This is a genomic window from Streptomyces sp. BYX5S (genome assembly GCF_054724165.1).
The window spans coordinates 2,971,253-2,991,957 of the sequence record NZ_CM138829.1; the positions used below are offsets into that span (position 1 = coordinate 2,971,253).

Here is a 20,705-nt window from a genome sequence, read left to right on the forward strand (position 1 = left end):
CTACACCGGCAGCAGCCGCCCCACCAGGGCGCTCAGCTGCCGGGCGTTGCGGCACTCGTACATCTCGACGACGTCCCCGTACGTGGCGGCCGCCGAGTCGCCCGTGTCCCACTGGGAGCGCGGCTCGGGGTTGAGCCAGTACGTGCGGCGGGCGGCGCGGGCGATGCGGCGCAGCGCCGGGAGGTTGGGGCTCTGCTGGTTGTTGCGGGCGTCGCCGAGCACGAACACGGTGGAGCGGGGGCCGACCGCGGACTCGTAGCGCTCGACGAACTCGCCGAGCGCCGTGCCGTAGTCGCTGCTGCCGTGCCAGCCGGTCAGCGTCGCCTCGGCCGCGATCCGGGCGCCGAGCCCGTCCGCGTCCGCGGCGCCGTGCGCGATCAGGTCGGTGACCTCGTCGATCCGGTTGACGAAGGCGAACACCCGGATCTTGCTGAACTGGTCGTGCAGGGCCTGCACCAGCAGCATCGTGAAGCTCGCGAACCCGGCCACCGACCCCGACACGTCGCACAGCAGCACCAGCTCGGGCCGGGCCGGACGGCGCCTGCGCAGCACCGGCCGCATCGGCACCCCGCCCGTCGACAGCGAACCGCGCAGGGTGCGGCGCAGATCGATGTGGCCGCGGGCCGCGCGCCGCCTGCGGGCCGCGAGACGTGTCGCCAGCTTGCGGGCCAACGGGTGGACGGTGCGCCGCAGTTCGGCCAGCTGGGCCTTGTCCGCGTAGAGGAACACCGTGCGGTCGGGGGTCTGGACCGGCATCCGGCGGGCCAGCTCGTCGCGGTTGCGGGCCTCCGCCACCCGGCGCCGCGCCTCGCCGCGCACCCGCTCCCGGAAGCCCTCGATGCGGCGGCGGATCTCGTCCGCCTCGATCCGGTCGGTGAACGCGCCGGTCTGCCCGCCGCCGCCCGCCCGGAGCGCCGACATCACCGGCGCGAGCAGCGTCTGCGGGCGCAACCGGTCCAGGGTCTGTTGCGACGACCACCCATCGGTGTCGTAGCCGCCGAGCGCCTGAACCGCCTCGGCCGCGAGCCGGGCCAGCGCGGCGCCGTCGTTGGCGGTCAGCGCCTCGGTGAGACGTTCACGCAGGCTGTCCCGGTCCCAGTCGCCGCCCGTCCCCGGTCCGCCCACCGCGCTCGGGAAGTACACGTCGAAGACCGGGTCGAAGACCGCGCGCTGCCCGTGGTCGTGCAGGAGCGCCGAGGCCAGGCCCTCGCGCAGGTGCTCCCGGCTGTCCAGACCGAGCGCCGCGACCGCCCGCGCGGCGTCCACGCTCTCGCCCGTGCCGATCCGTACGCCGTGCGCGCGCAGCGCCCGCACCAGCGACGTGACGCGGTCCGTGACGGCGGGCGTGCTCACACCGCGTCCAGGTCGAGCTTGGCCGCAGCCGTGTTCACGTCCTCCTGATGCTTGAGGACGACACCGAGCGACGCCCGTACGACCTCCTCGTCCAAGTGGTCCGCGCCGAGTGCCAGCAGGGTGCGCGCCCAGTCCACCGTCTCCGCCACCGACGGCACCTTGCGCAGATCCATCGCGCGCAGCGCGCCCACGACCCGCACCAGGGACTCGGCGAGCACCTCGTCGAGCTCCGGGACCTTCAGGGCGACGATGCGGCGCTCCAGCTCCTCGTCGGGGAAACCGATGTGGAGGAAGAGGCAGCGGCGGCGCAGCGCCTCCGACAGCTCACGGCTCGCGTTGGAGGTCAACACGACGAAGGGGCGCCGGGTGGCGGCGATCGTGCCCAGCTCGGGGACGGTGACCTGGAAGTCGGAGAGCACTTCGAGGAGCAGCCCCTCCACCTCCACGTCCGCCTTGTCCATCTCGTCGATGAGCAGGACCTTCGCGTCGTCGCCGCGGATCGCGGAGAGCAGCGGGCGCGACAGCAGGAACTCCTCGCTGAAGATGTCCGTACGGGTCTGGTCCCACGTCTCGTCGCGGCCCGCCGTGATCCGCAGCAGCTGCTTGGCGTGGTTCCACTCGTACAGAGCGCGGCTCTCGTCGACGCCCTCGTAGCACTGGAGGCGGATCAGCCGGGCGTCCGAGATCGCCGCCACCGCCTTGGCCAGCTCCGTCTTGCCGACGCCCGCGGGGCCCTCGACGAGCAGCGGCTTGCCGAGCCGGGCGGCCAGGAAGACGGTGGTCGCCACGGCGGGCGAGGCCAGATAGCCGGTCCCGGCCAGGCGCGTGGTGACTTCGTCCACGGAAGCGAACAACGGGGCCTCCTGCTCGGTGCGTCGTAGAACTCCAGGTGATCAGCCGGATGGGCCGCCCACAATGGGCGCGCGCCGTTCGAGGCGAACGTCACTCCGGCGGACGGCCCCTGTGGCCTCCTCGGTCTCGTCCGGGGACCTTCCTCCCGTCCAGGCGCCCTCCGTGCGCCGCCTTCGTATCCTTTCGGTCATGAGGCGCACTTCCTTTGCCGACTGGCCCTGCTCCATCGCCCGCACCATGGACCTCCTGGGGGACTGGTGGACGCCGCTCGTGCTGCGCGAGGCGTTCTACGGGATCACCCGCTTCGACGTGTTCCAGCAGGAGCTCGGCATCGCCCGCACCACCCTCGCCGAGCGGCTGCGGCGGCTGGTGGAGGCGGGCCTGATGGAGAAGCGGGCCTACGACACGGCGCCGGTGCGGCACGACTACGTGCTCACAGAGAAGGGCCGCGACTTCTTCGGTGTCCTCGCCGCCATGAACGCCTGGGGCAACCGCTGGCTGTCCGGCGAGGAGGGCGCGCCCGTCGTCTTCGAGCACGACCGGTGCGGGCACGAGAGCGAGCCCGCGGTCGTCTGCGGGCACTGCGGCGAACCGCTGACCGCCGCCGACACCCACGCCCGGATGGGCCCCGGCTACCCCGAGCGCCTCGCCCGGCGCCCCGACCTCACGGCCCGCTTCACCCGCTGACCCCGCCCCGCCGGGTCGCGGCGACCCTCTTGACGTGGTGAGTCCATCTACGCAACTATCTTGGTCGACGGCAGGAAGAGCAACGGAGAAGGTGGCCACGATGGAGTGGACGGGCGCACGCTACGCCGACCAGCCGACCGTCGAGGTGCGGCGCACGATCGAGGCGCCGCCGCGGCGCGTGTGGGAGCTGGTCTCGGACATCGGCCTGATGCCCGACCTCAGCGACGAGCTCCAGGCGGCCGAGTGGCTCGACGAGCGGCGTGGGGTGGGCGCCAGTTTCCGCGGACGGAGCCGGCACGAGGCGTTCGGCGAGTGGGAGACCACCTCGTACGTCGTCGAGTGCGCCGCGCCCCGCGTGTTCGCCTGGGCCGTGAACGACCCCGAACACCCCAGCGCGCTGTGGCGGTTCATCCTCGACGAGCGGCCCGGCGGCGGTACGGAGCTGACGCAGTGGGCGCGGCTCGGCCCCGGCCCCTCCGGGCTCACCCCGGCGATCGAGCGGATGCCGGAGAAGGAGCAGAAGATCGTCCACGTACGGCTGCGGGAGTGGGAGCGGAACATGACGGCGACGCTCGACACGCTCAAGGCGCTCGCGGAAGGGGCGACGGCCTGATGCGGGCATCGACCACCATCGAGGCCTCCGGCGGGAACTGGCGGGAGACCGTCGACTTCGTCACCGAGGCCGAGAAGCTGGGCCTCGACATCTGCTGGGTCGCGGAGGCGTGGGGCTCCGAAGCGCCTTCCCCGCTGGGGTACTTGGCGGCGCGCACGGAACGCATGCTGCTCGGCTCCGGCATCATCCAGCTCGCCACCCGCACGCCCGCCGCCATCGCGCGCGCCGCGATCACGCTGTCGAACATCTCGGAGGGCCGCTTCCTCCTCGGCCTCGGCCCCTCCGGGCCGCAGGTGATCGAGGGGCTGCACGGGGTGCCGTTCGCGCGGTCGCTGACCCGGATGCGGGAGACCGTCGAGATCGTCCGCATGGCGGCGACCGGCGAGAAACTGACTTACGAAGGCCGGGAGTTCACCCTGCCCCTGCCCGGCGGCGACGCGAAGCCCATGCGCCTGTCGATGCGGGCGGAGCACGAACTCCCCATCTACCTCGCCACGTTGTCGCCGAAGATGCTGCGGCTCACCGGGGAGATCGCCGACGGGTGGCTCGGCACGAGTTTCGTGCCCGAAGGGGCGAAGGAGGCGTACTTCGACCACCTCGACGCGGGGCTGGCGGCGGCCGGCCGGACGCGGGCCGACCTCGACGTCTGCCAGGGCGCGGAGGTGAACTTCGTCGAGGACGAGGACGAGCTGGCCGCCGTGGTCGGCAGCCGCAAGAAGGAACTCGCGTTCAGCCTCGGCGGAATGGGCTCCGCGACCACCAATTTCTACAACCAGGCCTACAGCCGGCAGGGCTGGGCCGAGGTCGCCGCGGCGGTGCGCGAACGCTGGCAGGCGGGTGACCGGGAGGGCGCGGCGGCGCTGGTCACCGACGAGATGGTGCTGGCCACGACGTTGATCGGCACGGAGGACATGGTGCGGGGCCGTCTGAAGGTCTGGCACACGTCCGGCGTGGACACGGTCCGCCTGTACCCGGCGGGTGCCACGCTGCCCGAGCGCCTGTCGACACTGGGCCGCGCGATCGAACTCGTCCACGCAACGGGCTGACTCCCGCCGCCTCCCTCAACCCCTCCGGCGCTTGCGCCCCATCAAGCCCCTCCGGCGATTGAGGAGCGGGGTCCGGGGCGGAGCCCCGAGGCGGGCTACGGGTGAGCGGTCAGGTGGAGGGAGGCCGGGGTGGACGGATGAACCGGCGGAGTCCACCCCGCATCGCCCTCAATCCGCCGCAACAAGATCCCCTCCCGAATCGCCCACGGACACACCGTCAACTCCCGTATCCCCATGAGCTTCATCGCCGTGTGCCCCACCAACGCCCCCGCAAGCGCCTGCCCCGCCCGCGGCGCCGAGATCCCCGGCAACTCCGCCCTCCGCTCCGCCGGCAGCACCGCCAGCTCCTCCACCGCCGCCCCGAGCGCCCTCCGGCTCAACTGCCGCGGAACGAACGGCCCGTACCGGCCCGGCGCCGCCCCGCACAACCGCGCCAACTGCGTGAACGTCCGCGACGTGGCGGCAGCCGTCAGCGGGCCCTCCCACCGGATCCGCGCCGCGACGTCCCGCAACTGATGCCGCACATGCCGCCGCAACGCCCTGAGCTCCTTCTCCGACGGCGGCACCCCGTCCCCCGGCAGATGCTCCCGCGTCAACCGCTGCGCCCCGAGCGGCAGCGAGATCGCGAACTCCGGCAACCGGCCCCGTCCGAAGGCGACTTCGAGGGACCCGCCGCCGATGTCGAGGACGCCGAGCGGCCCGGCCCGCCACCCCATCCAGCGCCGCGCCGCGAGGAACGTCAGCTCGGCCTCCACCTCGCCCGGCAGCACCCGCAGCCGCACCCCGGCGCTCTGCTCGACGGCGTCGAGCACCTCGTCCCGGTTCGGGGCGTCCCGCACGATGGCCGTGGCGAACGCGAACGGCTCGTCGCTGCCCCACCGTTCGGCCTCGGCGACCGACGCCCGCACCGCGTGGGACAGCCGCTCGACGGCCGCGGGCCCCAGTCTCCGGTCGGCCTCGACCAGTTCCGCCAGGCGTAGCCGCCGCTTGGACGTGTGCACCGGCAGCGGCGCCCCGTCGCGCGCGTCCGCGATCGCGAGGCGCACCGTGTTCGAACCGACATCCACCACACTGATACGCATGATCGGCTGAGTACCCTTCTGCGCCCGTCTCAATGCTTGAGATCGCCCTCGGGAGCTGTCGACGCGTCCAGCGCCGACAGGATCCAGCGCCGCGAGTCCGCCGGGTCGATGACCGCGTCGATCTCCAGCGCCGCCGCCGCGTTGAGCGCCTTCCCGTGCTCGTACAGCTCGGCGACCCGCGCCTCGAAGGCCCGCTCCCGCTCGGCGGGGTCCGTGATCGCCTCCAGCTCGCGCCGGTAGCCGAGCCGCACCGCGCCCTCAAGCCCCATCCCGCCGAACTCCCCGCTCGGCCAAGCCGCCGTCCCCCGCGGTGCCCGCGTCGAACCGCCCATCATGGCCATCGCCCCGAGCCCGTACGCCTTGCGCAGCACGACGCACACCAGCGGCACCGTCAACTGGGCTCCCGCGATGAACAGTTCGGCGAACTGCTTGACCGTCGCGGTCCGCTCCGCGTCCGGGCCCACCATGAACCCGGGGGTGTCGCACAGCGAGACGACCGGTAGCCCGAACGCCTCGCACCGGCGCAGGAACCGCGCGGCCTTGTCGGCGGCGTCCCGGTCGACGGCGCCGCCGAGATGCCCCGGATCGTTGGCGACGAGCCCCATCGGCCGGCCCTCGATGCGGACCAGCGCGGTGATCACCCCGACGCCGAACCCGCGCCGCAGCTCCAGCACCGAGCCGACGTCCGCGAGCCCTTCGATCGCGGCCCGGATGTCGTAGGCGCGGCGCCGGTTCTCCGGCACGGCGTGCCGCAGCAGCCGCTGGTCCGGCGCCTCCCAACTCGCCCGAGGCCCCTGGAAGTACGACAGGTAGGCGCGGGCCGCCCGCACCGCCTCCGCCTCGTCCGCGACGGGCAGATCGACGACACCGTTGGGCACCTGTACCGACAGCGGGCCGACGTCCTCGGGCCGGTACACACCGAGACCGCCGCCCTCGATCATCGCGGGGCCGCCCATCCCGATGTTCGCCCCGGGCGTCGCGATCACCACGTCGCAGCAGCCGAGCAGCGCCGCGTTGCCCGCGAAGCAGCGGCCGGACGCGATCCCGACGAGCGGCACCCGGCCGCTCAGCCGCGCCATTTGATGGAACGTCATGACGTCGAGACCCGCGATCGACGACGTGTCGGTGTCGCCGGGACGCCCGCCGCCGCCCTCCGCGAACAGCACGACGGGCAGCCCGCGCCGCTCCGCGAGGTGCAGCATCCGGTCCGTCTTGCGGTGGTTGTTGTGCCCCTGCGTCCCCGCGAGGACCGTGTAGTCGTACGACATGACGACGGCGGGCGCCCCGCCGACCCGGCCGGTGCCGGTGACCATGCCGTCGGCGGGGGTCGCTCGGATCAGCTCGTCGAGCGGGCGCCGCTGCCGCTGCGCGGCCACGGCGAGGGCCCCGTACTCCTCGAAGGAGTCCGGGTCGCACAGGTCCGCGATGTTCTCGCGGGCCGTGCGCAGGCCGGTGGCGTGCCGCTTCGCGACGGCCTCGGGGCGGTTCTCGTCGAGTCCGAAGGCGTGCCGGGCGAGGGAGTCGGCGAGGTCGGGGCGGATCGCGTCGGGGTCCACCGCGACGTCCGCCTCCGCGAGCGCGGCGCCGCCCTCCGTCACGTCGAGCAGCACCAACTCGGCGCCCTCCGCGACGGTTTCACCGACCCTGGCCCGCACCTCACGCACGACACCCGCCTCCTCGGCGCGCACCACGTGCTCCATCTTCATCGCTTCGAGCACCAGCAACGTGGCCCCGGCCGCGACGCCCTGGCCCGGCTCGGCCTCCACGGACACGACCGTCCCGGCCATGGGCGCGGCCACCGTGCCCCGTTCCGCCGGACGTTCCGGGGCCTCGGACGGCGGCGCCAGCTCGGCCAGGTGCCGCTCCACGAACCCGGTGTCGTAGCCGCCCGCCGTGAACCCCGGGTGGTCGAGCAGCCTGCGCAGCAAGGGGATCCCGGTCGCCGGGCCCTCCACCGTGAACTCGTCCAGCGCCCGCCGCGCCCGCGCGCACGCCGCCGCGAAGTCACCACCGGGCGCGTGCGCGACGACCTTGGCCAGCAGCGAGTCGTACCGCGTGCCCAGCTCCGTACCGGTACGGACGGCGGTGTCCACCCGTATCCCCGGGCCGGTCGGCACATCGAGCCGCGCGATCCGCCCCGCCGACGGCCGCACCCCGCCGTCCGCCGCCGTGACCTCCGCGTTCACCCGCGCCTGCACGGCGAACCCGCGAGGCGCCGGCGGCTCTCCCGCGAGCCCCAGATCGGCCAGGCGCTCGCCCGCCGCGATGCGCAGCTGCGCCGCGACGAGATCGACGCCGGTCACCTCCTCCGTCACCGTGTGCTCCACCTGAAGGCGCGGGTTGGCCTCCATGAACACGAACTCCTCGCCCCGCACCAGGAATTCGACCGTGCCGACACCCGCGTAGCGGGCGGCGCGCGCCAGGCGCAGGGACGCCTCGACGAGCCGGTCGCGCACCGCGGGGTCGAGGCCCGGCGCCGGGGCGATCTCCACGAGCTTCTGGTGGCGGCGCTGCGCGCTGCAGTCCCGCTCCCACAGATGGCCCACCTCGGCGCCGTCGCCGACGATCTGCACCTCGATGTGGCGCGCGCCCTCCCACAGCCGCTCCACGTACAACGCGCCGCGTCCGAAGGCCTGTTGCGCCTCGGACCGGCACCGCTCCCACGCGGCGTCCAGCTCCGCCGCGTCCCGGACCACCCGCATCCCGCGCCCGCCGCCCCCGCCCACGGCCTTCACCATCACGGGCCCCTCGGCGAGGAACGCCCGCGCCTCCTCCAGCGCGGTGTCACCCTCGGCCCCCGGCAGCACCGGCACCCCGGCCTCGACGGCGAGCGCACGGGCCCGCGCCTTGTCGCCGAACAGATCGAGCACCTCCGGGGACGGGCCCACGAACGTGACACCGGCCTCCTCGCACCGCCGGGCCAGCGCCGAGGACTCGCTCAGGAAGCCGTAACCGGGGTGCAGATACGTGCATCCCGTGCGCCGCGCGGCGGCGACCAGCGCCTCGGCGTCGAGACAGCCGCCCGCCGCCAGCGGCACGGCCTCGTCGGCGCCCCGCAGGTGCGCCTCGTCGCCCGGCTCGTGGACGGCCACGGCCCGCAGACCCAGCTCGGCGGCGGCGCGCAGCACCCGTACGGCGATCTCCCCGCGGTTCGCGACGAGTACGGCGGCAGACCCCATGTGCCCCTCCGGAAAGTCGAATTCGGTTTCAGGACCGGATTCCGTCATGCTCATTGACACTGACGTCAACGTCAATACTCTGGCGCTGTGGCACGCAGTCAGCAGACCCAGCAGGAATGGTCCGTCCGTACCGCCCGCGACCGGACCGACGCCCCGGCACGCGGGCGGCTGCTGGACGCGGCGGAACACGTCTTCGGCGAGCTCGGCTACGGGCCCGCGACCATCGCCGACATCACGGCGCGCGCCGAGGTGTCACGCGCCGGGTTCTACGTCTACTTCGCGTCGAAGGAAGAGGTGTTCCGGGTGCTCGCGGGGCGCGTCCGGGACGCGTTCCTCGCCGCCCAGGACGTGCCCGGCGTGGACACCGACGACGTGGCGGCGGTGGCGCGTGCCTCCACCGCCGCGTTCATCGCCGCCTACGCCCGCCACCTCCCGCTGCTCCTCCTGCTCGAACAGCAGGCGCGCGGCGACTCCGAGGTGCGCGCCCTGTGGGAGGAGATCCGCGAGCGCCCGATCCGCCGCGCCGGACGCTACGTGCGCCGGGTCGCGGCGGAGGGCCGCGCCCACCCGGTCGTCGACCCGCTCACGCTGTCCCGCGCCGTCGGCGGCATGAGCGTCGAGTTCGCCCGGCTCGTGGCCGAGGACCCGGCCGCGTACGAGCGGGCGGTCGAGGACGCGACCGCCATGTACCTGCACCTTCTCGGTATCGGAGCAGCACCGCAGCAGTAGGGAGCCGCACGTTGTCCACCGGCACATCCATCGAGGCGTATCTGCACGATCTGCGCGCCCGCCAGGCCAAGGCCAGGGCGGGCCGCCAGCCCTCCGAGACCCGCCACGCGGCGGGTGAGCTGACGCTCCCGGGCCATGTGGCCCGGTGGGCCGGGCTCCGTCCCGACCGGCCCGCGCTCGTCACCGCCGACCAGACTCTCAGTTACCGGCAACTCGACGAGTACAGCGCCCGGTTGGCGGGCTGGATGACGGACCAGGGGGTGCGCCCCGGCGACCGCGTCGGGGTCTTCCTCCCGAACGGCGCCCGCTTCGTCGTCGCCCTGCTCGCCGTGCTCCGGATCGGAGCGGTGCACGTCCCGGTCAACCCCATGTTCCGCGCGGCCGAGCTGCGCCACGAACTGAACGACGCCGGGCCCGAGTTGATCGTCACGCAGGACGCGCTGCTGCCCGCCGTCGACGAGGTCCGCGCCGACACCCCCGTCCGCACCGTGCTCTCCGACGCCGACTGGCCGGACGCCCTCGCACACCCCCGCCACGAACCGGTCGCCGACGACCTCGACGCGCTCGCCGCCCTCAACTACACCGGGGGCACCACCGGACTGCCCAAGGGCTGCGAGCACACCCAGCGGCACATGGTCTACACGGCCACCGCCATCGACAACGGACGGATGCCCACCGAAGCCGAGCGCGAGCGCGGCATCGTCTCCGTCTGCTACCTGCCCGTCTTCTGGATAGCGGGCGAGAACCTCGGCATCCTCGCCCCGCTCGTCTCCGGCGGCACCAGCGTCCTGCTCGCCCGCTGGAACGCCGCCGAGGTCCTCGACGCCATCGAGACCCACGGCGCGACCACCATGGCCGGCACCGTCGAGAACTACCTCGAACTCCTCGACCACCCCGACTTCGCGCGCCACGACCTCAGCAGCCTGTCGACGCCGCTCACCGTCTCCTTCATCCGCAAGCTCACCCCCGCCCTGCGCGCCCGGTGGAAGGCGGCCGTCGGCGAGCACAGTGTGCTGCGCGAGGCCTCGTACGGCATGACCGAGACACACACCAGTGACACCAACACACTCGGCTTCCAAAGCGGTGACCACGACCTGCGATGCGACCCCGTGTTCTGCGGGCTGCCGGTACCCGGCACGGACTTCATGGTCGTGGACTTCACCACCGGCGAGCCGCTGCCGCTGGGGGAGCGGGGCGAGATCGTGGTGCGCGGCCCGTCCGTGCTCACGAGGTACTGGCGGGCGCCCGAGGCCACCGCGAGCGCGCTGCGCGACGGCTGGCTGCACACCGGGGACATCGGCGCCCTCGACGAGGAGGGCTGCCTGCACTACCTCGGCCGCGACAAGGACATGATCAAGGTCAAGGGGATGAGCGTCTTCCCGACCGAGGTCGAGACCCTGCTCGCCCAGCACCCCGACGTGCTGGCCGCCGCGGTCGTCGCCGTCGACGACCCGGCCAGCGGCCAGCGCCCCTACGCCTTCGCCCGCACCGTCCCCGGATCCACGCTCACCGGCGCCGGCCTCAAGGAGTGGGCGGCGGGGAACATGGCGACGTACAAGGTCCCGGACGTCGTCGAGATCCTCGACGAACTGCCGCTCACCGCCACCGGGAAGATCAGGAAGACGGAGCTGAGCGTTCGAGCCACTCGCACGCGGCCCGTGCCGTGAACTCCTCCTGACCGCCCTTGAACAGCAGGTCCGCCGTGGTGAACGCCGGGTCGTCCGCCTGCGCCGCGACATACGGCAGCGCGATGCAGCGCATGCCGGCCGCGTGCGCCGCGGCGGCGCCCGGCGCCGCGTCCTCCAGGACCAGGCAGTGCGAGGTCCGCGCGCCGATCCGGCGCGCCGCCTCCAGGAACACGTCCGGGGCGGGCTTGCCGTGCTCGACCTCGTCCGCCGACACGTACAGCGGCAGCTGCGCCCCGAGCCCCGTACCGGTCAGGATCGCGTCGATGGCCTCAGGCGAGGAACCCGACGCGACGATCATCGGGACGCCCGCCGCGTGCAGATGCTCGACGAACAGCCGCATCTGCGGGAAGACGTGCGTGTCGGCGCGCGCCAGCTCCAGATAGCGGGCGTTCATCTCCTCCAGGAGAGCGTCGTCCGACGCCTCGATGCCGTACTTCCGCTTCCAGATGCCGATGGTCTCCAGCGTGGAGATCCCCACGTACGTCTCGTGGTCGGCCCACGTGAAGTCCGTGACACCCTGCCGGGCGAGGGTGCCCAGGGATGCCTTGAAGTAGTTCGGTTCGCTGTCGACGAGGGTGCCGTCGAGATCGAAGACGACCGCGGTGTCGCCGAACCGGTACGAGGGGTGGTTCGCGTCGCTCATGTGGCCCAGGATGCAGGACCGGGGTCGGCCCCTCATCCGCGCGCCGGGCCCGCCGCCCTGCCGACCGCCTCGACCAGCGGCAGTATCCGGTGCGGGACCCGCTCGCGCAGCGCCACCTCGGTGCGGGTGCGGACCACCCCGGGCAGGCGGTTGAGCTGCTGGATCACGTCCTCCAGATGCTCCGCGTCGCGGGCCGCCACGCGGGCGAGGAGGTCACCGCCACCGGTGATCGAGTACGCCTCGATGATCTCCGCGACGCCGGCCAGCTCGTCGCCGACGTCGCCCAGGTGGCCCTGGGTGACCTCGATGTGCACGAAGGCGAGGACCGGGTGGCCGAGTGCGGCGGGGGAGAGGGACGGCTGGACGCCCGTGATGACACCGTCCCGCTCCATCCGGTCGAGCCGGGCCTGGAGCGTGCCGCGGGCGACGCCGAGGATGCGGGCGTACTCGCGCACACTCGTCCGGGGCTGTTCCAGGAGGAGGCGCAGGATACGGGTGTCGAGCTGGTCCACGGCCATGTGCGGGCGTCTCCTTGGGTGGCGCGGCGGAACGTGGCCGACTGTACCAATGGCTCAGTGCCGCGCGCCTGTCGTGCCCAACGGCCCCGGGAGGTCGACGAACGCCCCCTCGTGGTGCACCAGGGGACCCGCCTCCGCGCCCCGCCCGGCCCGCACCACAAGCCCGATGACCAGCGCGTGGTCGCCCACCGGCCGGATGTCGACGGGCGTGAGCACGAAGCGGGCCAGCACCCCGTCCAGGACGGGCAGCCCCAGCGGATCGCGGTGCCAGGGGACGCGCGACCCGAAGCGGGCGTGGCGCGGGCCCGCGAAGACCCGCGCCACCTCCTCCTGACCGGCCGCGAGCAGCTGCACCATCACCCAGGTCGCGTCCCGCACCGCCGCCCACGACCCCGACCGCAGCCCCACCGTGAACGACAGGAGCGGCGGATCGAGGGAGAGCGAGGCGAGCGACGTGACGCAGAACCCGGCGGGCGGCTCCCCGCCGACCGTGACGACGGCGACGCCCTTGGCGTGCCGCCGCAGCACCGACCGCACGACCTCGGCCCGCGCGGGCTCCACGGAGACCGCCGGACGCACCCCCTCACCGCCCACTGAAGCCGTGGGGTCCGCCGGGGCCGCCCCCCGCACGGCCCCGGCGGACAGCGGCTGCGCCGAGAGCGGCAGCGCCGGGCGGGTGGCCTCCGCGGTCACGCGGCGCCCTCCCGCAGCGCGGCCCCGGCGCGGGCGTGGATCTCCTCGGCGTGCGGCGACGCCCCGTCGCGGTCGTACGCGGCCAGGTGCGCGCGCCAGTCCGTGAGCGCGCCGTCCGGGTCGTCGAGGGCGAAACGGCTGACGCCCCGCAGGTACAGCAGCTCCGGGTCGGGGCTGCCGTCGGCGGCGGCCAGCGCCCGGTCGAGGTCGGCCGTCGCGCGCCCGTGCTGGCCCAGGGACTGGAGCGCCACGGCCCGGTTCGCCCGCAGTTCGGCGTCGTCCGCCAGCTCCAGCGCCGCGTCCAGGTCGGCGACGGCCTCGGCGGGGCGGCCCCCGTCGAAGGCGAGCACGGCCCGGTTCGCCCACGCCGCCAGGCAGCGCGGATCCGCCTTCAGGGCCGCCGAGTAGCTCTCGTACGCGCTGGGCCCGTCGCCCAGCTCCGCGTGCAACGCGCCCCGCGCGGCCAGCAGTTGGGCGTTGTCCGGCGCCACGGTCAGCCCTTGGTCGATGTCCGCGCGCGCCCGGTCGAAGTCGCCGCGCTCCAGGGCCAGGTCCGCGCGGTGCAGCAGCGAGTCGACGTGGTCCGGGTCGAGGGACAGCGCGTAGTCCAGATCGCGCAGCGCGCCCGCGTCGTCCCCCAACTCCCGCAACAGATCCGCCCGGTTGAAGTGCGCCTCGTAGAACGGCGGGGTGAGCCGGATCGCCGCCGCGTAGTCCGCGAGCGCCTCACGGGGACGGCCGAGGGCGCGGTGCTGGGCGGCCCGCTCGAAGTAGTAGTCCCCGTAGTCCGGGTCCCGGCGGATCACCTCGTCGTAGTCGGCGAGCGAGGCCGTGTGGTCGCCGCGCGCGCCCCGCACCTGCGCCCGGTTGTACAACAGCACGGAGCGGTGCAGGAGTTGCTCGTCCGGGCCGAAGTCCGAGTCGGTGATCGCCATCGCCTCGTCGACCAGCGCGAGCGAGCCGTCGGCGTTGCCCCGGTGCAGCTCGACCAGTGCCCGCGCGTTGCGCATGAACGCCCGTACCAGCACCCGCTTGTGCGGGTCCGGGTGCACGTCCGCGATCGAGATCGCCGTGTTCACCCAGGCCAGCGCCAGATCCTCGTCGTGCAGGTCCTTCGGCAGGAACCGGGTGTAGAGCATGGCGTACAGGTACGCGGTCCCCATGTGCACGTCCGGCGAGAGCGCACCGCGCCGCATCTGTTCGAAGTACGCGAAGGCGTCCACGCCGCGCCCCAGATAGCACAGGCAGGCGCCGATCTTGTGCGTCAGGTTCCAGTACGTACGGTCGGGCTCGGTGTCGGCCAGCAGCGCGCGGCCCCGTTCGGCGAGATCGATGACGGCCTCGTAGAAGCCCTTGTTGAAGCACGTGGTGACGGCCTCGACGATCGCCTCGACGCCCGCGCCGCGCGGGTCCTCGCCGTGCTCCAGGTGGTACGGGATCGCGCCGAGCCGCAGCGTCGGCTCCTCCCGCGCGGCGAGCAGCGCGGCGCGCGCGGTGTGCCGGCGGGCCCGCTCGGCGGCGGGCAGCGCCGCGTATGCGCGCAGCAGACGCGCGTCGTCGCTCGTGCCGTCGGCGTCCACGTAGAGCTGCGCGAGGTCGGTGTCGGGCAGCAGCTCCGGGTCGGCGACGGGTAGTCGGGGCACCCGGCAGGTGTGCGCGGCGAGCGCCCTGCCCAGCAGGTCGTCGGCCGCCCCCGCGCCGTCCACGACCACGGTCAGGGTGGCGGGGTCGCAGCGCCGCAGCAGCACCGCCACCAGGTCCCGGTCCGTGGGATCGGCCTCGTCGAGGCCCCGGAAGGAGAGGGTGAGGCCGCGCGGGTGGGCGATCCGCGCCCAGTCCATGACGAGTTCGGCGACGCCGTGCGCGAGGCGCAGGGCGCGGGGCGCAGGGTAGAAGCGGGTGCGCTCCTTGGCGCTGGCGAGGTTGGTGAGGGTCTGCGGCGGCGTCGGCACCATCGCCATCAGCTCCGGCGCGATCGACTCCACTTCGGTGGCGCGAGCGGAGGCCACCAACTCACTGTCGTGCGCGACGAGTTGCGGAACCGCCCGGTGCAGCAGGAAGTGCGCCGCGGTGAACGGGCCGCGTAACCGGCGATGGCAGCGCACCTCCAGGGACGGCGCGGGCGGCGAGTCCGCGGCGGTGGTGTGCGCGGTGGGGTCGAACCACCAGTGGCGTGTCGACAGAAGTGCGGTCATGTCAGGGCTCCTTGCGGTGAGGTGGGTCGGGTCCGGGCGCGCCGGTCCCGCAGGGTGACGTGGACGAGCAGCCCGATCTGCAGCGCGGACAGCAGCAGGAAGCCGACCGCGTCGACCAGGTCCCAGAACGGGGTGTGCGCGCTGCCGAGCCGGTCGGCGACGGTCGACCAGAAGCGCACGGCGGTGGGCAGCCCCGCCCAGGCCAGCGAGGCCAGCGAGAACCCGTAGCCGGCGACGAGCAGCGGCGCGTACCAGCGGGCCACGGCCCGGTCGCGCGCCGACCACTCGGTGTCCGGACGCGGCGGCGCGAGCCGCAGCGTCCGCCGGATCCCGGTGCGCAACCGGAACCGCGTCGCATTCTGCAGATCCGTGCACCCGGTGGCCGTCGTCACCACGTAATAGAGATCCGTCTCCAAATAGAAGAGGAATTGCCAGATGAGACGCAGGACACACGTGAAGGCGACAGCAAGACAGAGTTTGTGAATCCAGGACGGAATTGCATTTATGTCAAGCGCGACCGAGAGAAGCGTGAACCCGCACAGTAGAACGACATCTGCCAACATGCCCGCGCAGAAAGGCAGATAGCGCTTGCGGCGTTCGACGCTGAGCAGCGAATCGAGCCGGGTCTCGGCGACCAGGTAGTAGAGCCGGCGCCCGATCCCGAGCGTCGACGGCAGCCCGAGCCGCCGCCCGGCGAGCGCGTGGAACGCCTCGTGCACGACGATGCACGGCAGCGCGAGCGCGAAGACGGTCAGCGGAATGAGCGTCAGATAGTGCGTGAAGAACACCTGGTGGTACGAGGGGCGAAGCCCCGGATCACGCACCATCACGGTCACCGCGGCCGCCACCAGCACGGCGTACGCGGCCCAGGCCGGCCAGGAGAACAGGGCCCGGCCGAGCCCCTGCCAGCGCACCCGGCGCTCCTCCGCGACCGGGTCGCCGGTGTGCAGAAACCCCAGCTCGGCGAGGGTTTCCAGGAAGTCGTCCATGTCGAGCGGGTCGCCGCAGGTGCGCTCGTACCAGTCGGCGACCTCCGTGACGGACCGGCCGTCGTCGAACATCCGCAGCGCCTGTGCCCCCTCCTCGGGGAACACCGCGTACGAACCGGTGTCGGGCCGGCCGACCATCACGCCGTCGGTGTCGGCGACCATCGTGAGCCGGTGCAGCCGAACGGTGCCGTTCATCCGGCACCACCCCCTTGTGGGAGACGGGCGGTCGAAGGTGACCGGGGCCGGACCCCGAAGGCGGTCCGGCCCCGGTCGAGGAGGCGCGTTACGCGGCGTCGCCGCAGAGGTAGTAGCAGGCCGTGGTCAGACGGATGGGCCCTGCCTTGCGCACAGAAATCTTCTTCATGGTGTTCCCCCTTTCCGGATCATTGACGTTGCGCGAATTCCGGAATCGCTGTGCTGCAGCAAGCTTTGTCACGCGAATTCGGGCATGTCAACGAGGAACGGAAACGTCCGCAAATAAATTTCTCATTCGCTTTTCGGCCTGTTTTCGGGCAGGGGGGAGCCGCGCTCCTGGCACGGGGAAAAAGAGAAAGCAGAGTCAGCTTTCGAAACAATGAGAAAAGATCGAATCGGCCACGGCGCCTTCGGTCGACCGTGGCCTGGCCCCCGTAACAGTCCGGTGCGCCACCGGACTCAGAGAAGGATACGCACCGGCACGGCGGCGCGTTCACCCCACCCCGCGGCTAGCGCCGCACGACGACACCCGGCCCCGAGGCCGTCGACCCCCGCACGACGAGTTCCGGCATGAACACGAACTCCGTGTGCGGCGCCGGCGTCCCCGCGATCTCCTCCAGCACCGTCCGCACCGCCGCCTGCCCCATCGCCTGCACCGGCTTGCGCACCGTCGTCAGCGGCGGATCGGTGAACGCGATGAGCGAGGAGTCGTCGAACCCCACCACGGAGATGTCGTCCGGCACCTGCAGGCCCCGCTGCCGCGCCGCGCGGATCGCCCCGAGCGCCATCATGTCGCTGGCACACACGATCGCCGTGCACCCGCGGTCCATGAGGTCGGCCGCCGCGGCCTGCCCGCCCTCCAGGGTGTAGAGGGAGTGCTGGACGAGTTCCCGCTCCACGTCGTCCGGGCCCAGGTCGAACCGCTCCCGCATCGCCCGCACGAAGCCCTCGAGCTTGCGCTGCACCGGAACGAACCGCTTCGGCCCCAGCGCGAGGCCGATCCGGGAATGGCCGAGCGAGCCGAGGTGGGTGACCGCCAGTTGCATGGCCGCCCGGTCGTCCGGGGAGATGAACGGCGCCCGCACCTGCGGCGAGAACCCGTCCACGAGCACGAACGGCACGCCCTGCGCGCGCAGTTGCTCGTAGCGCCGCATGTCGGCGGTGGTGTCGGCGTGCAGCCCCGAGACGTAGATGATGCCCGTGACACCCCGGTCGACGAGCATCTCGGTCAGCTCGTCCTCGGTGGAGCCGCCGGGTGTCTGGGTCGCGAGGACCGGTGTGTACCCCTGACGGGTCAGGGCCTGGCCGATGACCTGGGCGAGCGCCGGGAAGATGGGGTTCTCCAGCTCCGGAGTGATCAGGCCGACCAGGCCCTCGCTGCGCCGCCGCAGCCGCACCGGACGCTCGTAGCCGAGCACGTCGAGCGCGGCGAGCACGGACTGCCGGGTCGACGCGGCGACGCCCGGCTTGCTGTTGAGGACCCGGCTCACCGTCGCCTCGCTCACCCCCGCCTGCGCCGCGATGTCGGCGAGCCGAGCGGTCGCGGGCGGAGCCGGGGCCGTCTTGCGGTCGGCCTGGGCGGGCAGCTGGGTCATCGCACTCCTTGTGGGGCCGGGCGGGCCAAGTGGGGGCAAGACCCCCGATGATCCCCGTGACACCGCCTCGTGGCAAGACCTTGCAGGTCCTTGCAGCGCCGCAAAAGCCCACTTAACCGGGCAGAAGTACCCGCAAGTCGCCCGTACTTGGAGGTCACGAACCCATAACCGCAGCTCGGCTCTGCAAATTTTTTCAGCAAGGTCTTTCCTCGGGCTTGCAGCGCTGTTACGTTCACGTCGCTCAGTCGGGCCCAACCCTCTAGGAGTTCTCATGCGGCGTGGCATAGTGGCCACCGCGGTGGTGGCGTCCCTCGCACTCGCGGCGACGGCCTGCGGTGGAAGTGACGACAGCGGCGACAAGGCGTCGGGCCCGGTCACCATCACGTGGTGGGACACGTCGAACGCGACCAACGAGGCACCCACGTACAAGGCGCTGGCCAAGCAGTTCACCAAGGCCAACCCCGACATCAAGGTCAAGTACGTCAACGTGCCCTTCGACCAGGCGCAGAACAAGTTCGACACGGCCGCCGCCGCGAGCGGCGCCCCGGACGTGCTGCGCGCCGAGGTCGGCTGGACGCCCGCGTTCGCCAAGAAGAGCTACCTGCTGCCGCTCGACGGCACCGAGGCGCTCGCCGACAAGGACAAGTTCCAGGCGTCCCTCATCAAGCAGGCCCAGTTCGACGGCAAGACCTACGGTGTCCCGCTGGTCACCGACACCCTCGCCTTCGTCTACAACAAGGAACTGTTCGAGAAGGCGGGCATCACCGAGGCGCCCACCACCTGGGAGCAGCTGAAGAAGGACGCGGCGAAGGTCAAGGACAAGACCGGCGCCGACGGCTACTGGGGCTCCACGGCCGGCTACTACGCCCAGCCGTTCCTGTTCGGCGAGGGCACCGACACCGTCGACGCCGCCGGCAAGAAGATCACCATCGGCTCCGCCGAGGCCAAGAAGGGCCTCACCGAGTGGCAGGGCCTGTTCGACGGCAAGGGCCTGCACAAGGCCGACGCCACGGCGGACGCGTACGCGCACATCCAGGACGCGTTCGTGAACGGCAAGGTCGCCTCGATCGTCCAGGGCCCGTGGGAGATCACGAACTTCTACAAGGGCTCGGCGTTCAAGGACAAGAAGAACCTCGGCATCGCGACCGTCCCGGCCGGCTCCGCCGGCAAGCCGGGCGCCCCGACCGGCGGCCACAACCTGTCCGTGTACGCGGGTTCGGACAAGGCCCACCAGGAGGCCTCGCTGAAGTTCGTGAAGTGGATGACGTCGGCGAAGACGCAGGAGCAGATCGCCCTGAAGAACTCGACGCTGCCCACCCGCGAGGACGCGTTCACCGCGAAGGTCACCGCCGACCCCGGCATCGCCGGCTACCAGAAGGTGCTGACCGCCGCCCAGCCGCGGCCCGAGCTGCCCGAGTACAGCTCGCTGTGGACGCCGATGGACCAGGAGCTGCCGAAGATCGCCACCGGCAAGGAGTCCCTGGACAAGGGCGTGAGCACCCTGGAGACCTCGTTCGCCAAGCTCCTGCCCGGCTTCTCCAAGTGACCCGAGTGTCCTGACACCGCTGCCGGTTCGCATCTCCAGGGGGGAAGGTGCGAACCGGCATCGCCCTGCCGCAGCCCAATTCAGAAGGTGCCCCGCATGACCCTCGCCGCCGACCGACCGGCCGCCAAGAACCGCGCGCCGCGCCCGGGACCGCTCCGGCGCCTGAAGGACTCGTACCGCACGTACTGGTACGCGTACGCGATGATCGCCCCGGTCGTCGTCGTCCTCGGCGTCCTCGTCCTCTACCCCCTGATGCGGGGCTTCTATCTGACGCTGACCAACGCCAACAGCCTCAACTCGGCGCGCACCATCGGCGTCAACCACATCGAGGCCACCTACGAGTTCATCGGCCTCGACAACTACGCCGACATCCTGTGGGGCCCCTCCGCCTACGACCGCTTCTGGTCGCACTTCGTGTGGACCATCGTGTGGACCGCGGTCTGTGTCGCCCTGCACTACTGCATCGGGCTCGGCCTCGCGCTGCTGCTCAACGAGAAGCTGCGCGGACGCACCTTCTACCGGCTGCTGCTGATCCTGCCGTGGGCGGTCCCGACGTTCGTCACCGTCTTCGCGTGGCGCATCATGCTCGCCGACTCCGGGATCATCAACGTGGCCCTCGGGTCACTGCATCTGCCCCAGCCGAGCTGGCTGGAGGACCCCTCCTTCCAGCGCATCGCCGCGATCCTCGTCAACACGTGGTGCGGTGTGCCGTTCATGATGATCTCCCTGCTCGGCGGCCTCCAGTCCATCGACTCCGCGCTGTACGAGGCCGCGGAGATGGACGGCGCGAACGCCTGGCAGCGCTTCCGGCACATCACCCTGCCGGGCCTGCGGTCGGTCAGCTCGACCGTCGTCCTGCTCGGCATCATCTGGACGTTCAACCAGTTCGCGATCATCTTCCTGCTCTTCGGCAACACGGCACCGGACGCGCAGATCCTCGTGACCTGGGCCTACCGGCTCGGCTTCGGGCAGCAACCGCGGGACTTCGCGCAGTCCGCCGCCTACGGCGTACTGCTGCTGTCGATCCTCACCGTCTTCACGTCCTTCTACTACCGCTGGTTGAAGCGCAATGAGCAGCTCGCCGTCTGACGCCGCAGGAGCC

General features: G+C 72.2%; 17 protein-coding genes. 7 read left to right on the forward strand and 10 right to left on the reverse strand.

Translation table 11 applies throughout. The annotated features are described in order from the left end of the window. A complete protein-coding gene (locus tag ACYBSK_RS13525) occupies positions 1–1,353 on the reverse strand; it encodes a vWA domain-containing protein (protein ID WP_460246221.1) in 1,353 nt (450 codons plus the stop codon). Then, on the reverse strand, positions 1,350–2,207 hold the full coding sequence (locus ACYBSK_RS13530) for an AAA family ATPase (protein ID WP_457477160.1): 858 nt from the start codon (positions 2,205–2,207) through the stop codon (positions 1,350–1,352). The genes ACYBSK_RS13525 and ACYBSK_RS13530 overlap by 4 nt, the downstream gene beginning before the upstream one ends. Before the next feature lie 187 nt (positions 2,208–2,394). Here ACYBSK_RS13530 and ACYBSK_RS13535 point away from each other — a divergent pair, with 187 nt between their 5' ends. From ACYBSK_RS13535 to ACYBSK_RS13545, 3 genes are all read left to right on the forward strand, one after another. Beyond that, positions 2,395–2,892 carry a winged helix-turn-helix transcriptional regulator gene (locus ACYBSK_RS13535; RefSeq protein WP_460246222.1) on the forward strand — a complete coding sequence of 166 codons (498 nt, stop codon included), beginning with the start codon at positions 2,395–2,397 and terminating at the stop codon, positions 2,890–2,892. Between the two features lie 100 nt (positions 2,893–2,992). Next, the gene (locus tag ACYBSK_RS13540) at positions 2,993–3,505 is read left to right on the forward strand and encodes an SRPBCC family protein (protein WP_460246223.1); all 513 of its coding nucleotides are present in this window, start codon (positions 2,993–2,995) and stop codon (positions 3,503–3,505) included. Next, entirely contained in the window at positions 3,505–4,551 is a 1,047-nt protein-coding gene (locus ACYBSK_RS13545; RefSeq protein ID WP_460246224.1) for an LLM class flavin-dependent oxidoreductase, read from the forward strand. The genes ACYBSK_RS13540 and ACYBSK_RS13545 overlap by 1 nt, the downstream gene beginning before the upstream one ends. A gap of 95 nt (positions 4,552–4,646) precedes the next feature. On the opposite strand, the gene ACYBSK_RS13550 is transcribed toward ACYBSK_RS13545, so the two are convergent. After that, complete coding sequence (locus ACYBSK_RS13550; RefSeq protein WP_457477163.1) at positions 4,647–5,633, reverse strand: Ppx/GppA family phosphatase; 987 nt, start codon at positions 5,631–5,633, stop codon at positions 4,647–4,649. Positions 5,634–5,662: 29 nt separating this feature from the next. Continuing rightward, positions 5,663–8,812 carry a carboxyl transferase domain-containing protein gene (locus tag ACYBSK_RS13555; RefSeq protein WP_460246225.1) on the reverse strand — a complete coding sequence of 1,050 codons (3,150 nt, stop codon included), beginning with the start codon at positions 8,810–8,812 and terminating at the stop codon, positions 5,663–5,665. 87 nt (positions 8,813–8,899) lie between these two features. Here ACYBSK_RS13555 and ACYBSK_RS13560 point away from each other — a divergent pair, with 87 nt between their 5' ends. Both ACYBSK_RS13560 and ACYBSK_RS13565 read left to right on the forward strand, forming a co-directional pair. Then, positions 8,900–9,541: a TetR/AcrR family transcriptional regulator gene (locus tag ACYBSK_RS13560; RefSeq protein ID WP_460246226.1), complete on the forward strand. Its 642-nt coding sequence runs from the start codon at positions 8,900–8,902 to the stop codon at positions 9,539–9,541. Between the two features lie 11 nt (positions 9,542–9,552). Further along, complete coding sequence (locus ACYBSK_RS13565; protein ID WP_460246227.1) at positions 9,553–11,208, forward strand: AMP-binding protein; 1,656 nt, start codon at positions 9,553–9,555, stop codon at positions 11,206–11,208. On the opposite strand, the gene ACYBSK_RS13570 is transcribed toward ACYBSK_RS13565, so the two are convergent. The 6 genes from ACYBSK_RS13570 to ACYBSK_RS13595 all read right to left on the reverse strand — a co-directional run bounded on the left by ACYBSK_RS13570 (position 11,156) and on the right by ACYBSK_RS13595 (position 18,057). After that, the gene (locus ACYBSK_RS13570) at positions 11,156–11,872 is read right to left on the reverse strand and encodes an HAD family hydrolase (protein ID WP_460246228.1); all 717 of its coding nucleotides are present in this window, start codon (positions 11,870–11,872) and stop codon (positions 11,156–11,158) included. The two genes, ACYBSK_RS13565 and ACYBSK_RS13570, sit on opposite strands and share 53 nt — an antisense overlap. A 32-nt stretch (positions 11,873–11,904) precedes the next feature. Beyond that, complete coding sequence (locus ACYBSK_RS13575; protein ID WP_457477167.1) at positions 11,905–12,390, reverse strand: Lrp/AsnC family transcriptional regulator; 486 nt, start codon at positions 12,388–12,390, stop codon at positions 11,905–11,907. A 54-nt stretch (positions 12,391–12,444) separates the two neighbouring features. Then, positions 12,445–13,083: a flavin reductase family protein gene (locus tag ACYBSK_RS13580; protein WP_460246229.1), complete on the reverse strand. Its 639-nt coding sequence runs from the start codon at positions 13,081–13,083 to the stop codon at positions 12,445–12,447. After that, entirely contained in the window at positions 13,080–15,278 is a 2,199-nt protein-coding gene (locus tag ACYBSK_RS13585) for a tetratricopeptide repeat protein (RefSeq protein WP_460246230.1), read from the reverse strand. Before ACYBSK_RS13585 ends, ACYBSK_RS13580 begins: the two co-directional genes overlap by 4 nt. Then, positions 15,275–16,462: a hypothetical protein gene (locus ACYBSK_RS13590; protein ID WP_460246231.1), complete on the reverse strand. Its 1,188-nt coding sequence runs from the start codon at positions 16,460–16,462 to the stop codon at positions 15,275–15,277. Before ACYBSK_RS13590 ends, ACYBSK_RS13585 begins: the two co-directional genes overlap by 4 nt. 509 nt (positions 16,463–16,971) lie before the next feature. Beyond that, positions 16,972–18,057 carry a LacI family DNA-binding transcriptional regulator gene (locus ACYBSK_RS13595; protein WP_460246232.1) on the reverse strand — a complete coding sequence of 362 codons (1,086 nt, stop codon included), beginning with the start codon at positions 18,055–18,057 and terminating at the stop codon, positions 16,972–16,974. 271 nt (positions 18,058–18,328) lie between these two features. On the opposite strand from ACYBSK_RS13595, the gene ACYBSK_RS13600 reads away from it, so the two are divergent. Together ACYBSK_RS13600 and ACYBSK_RS13605 are read left to right on the forward strand one after the other, a co-directional pair. Next, positions 18,329–19,603: an extracellular solute-binding protein gene (locus ACYBSK_RS13600; RefSeq protein WP_457477172.1), complete on the forward strand. Its 1,275-nt coding sequence runs from the start codon at positions 18,329–18,331 to the stop codon at positions 19,601–19,603. Positions 19,604–19,699: 96 nt separating this feature from the next. After that, positions 19,700–20,692 carry a carbohydrate ABC transporter permease gene (locus tag ACYBSK_RS13605; RefSeq protein WP_457477173.1) on the forward strand — a complete coding sequence of 331 codons (993 nt, stop codon included), beginning with the start codon at positions 19,700–19,702 and terminating at the stop codon, positions 20,690–20,692. Positions 20,693–20,705: the final 13 nt, after the last annotated feature.

Coding starts and splice junctions, on each gene's coding strand:
- ACYBSK_RS13535 (WP_460246222.1), top strand. CDS start 2,395: ATGAGGCGCACTTCCTTTGCCGACTGGCCCTGCTCCATCGCCCGCACC.
- ACYBSK_RS13540 (WP_460246223.1), top strand. CDS start 2,993: ATGGAGTGGACGGGCGCACGCTACGCCGACCAGCCGACCGTCGAGGTG.
- ACYBSK_RS13545 (WP_460246224.1), top strand. CDS start 3,505: ATGCGGGCATCGACCACCATCGAGGCCTCCGGCGGGAACTGGCGGGAG.
- ACYBSK_RS13550 (WP_457477163.1), bottom strand. CDS start 5,633: ATGCGTATCAGTGTGGTGGATGTCGGTTCGAACACGGTGCGCCTCGCG.
- ACYBSK_RS13555 (WP_460246225.1), bottom strand. CDS start 8,812: ATGGGGTCTGCCGCCGTACTCGTCGCGAACCGCGGGGAGATCGCCGTA.
- ACYBSK_RS13570 (WP_460246228.1), bottom strand. CDS start 11,872: ATGAGCGACGCGAACCACCCCTCGTACCGGTTCGGCGACACCGCGGTC.
- ACYBSK_RS13575 (WP_457477167.1), bottom strand. CDS start 12,390: ATGGCCGTGGACCAGCTCGACACCCGTATCCTGCGCCTCCTCCTGGAA.
- ACYBSK_RS13585 (WP_460246230.1), bottom strand. CDS start 15,278: ATGACCGCACTTCTGTCGACACGCCACTGGTGGTTCGACCCCACCGCG.
- ACYBSK_RS13590 (WP_460246231.1), bottom strand. CDS start 16,462: ATGAACGGCACCGTTCGGCTGCACCGGCTCACGATGGTCGCCGACACC.
- ACYBSK_RS13595 (WP_460246232.1), bottom strand. CDS start 18,057: ATGACCCAGCTGCCCGCCCAGGCCGACCGCAAGACGGCCCCGGCTCCG.
- ACYBSK_RS13600 (WP_457477172.1), top strand. CDS start 18,329: ATGCGGCGTGGCATAGTGGCCACCGCGGTGGTGGCGTCCCTCGCACTC.
- ACYBSK_RS13605 (WP_457477173.1), top strand. CDS start 19,700: ATGACCCTCGCCGCCGACCGACCGGCCGCCAAGAACCGCGCGCCGCGC.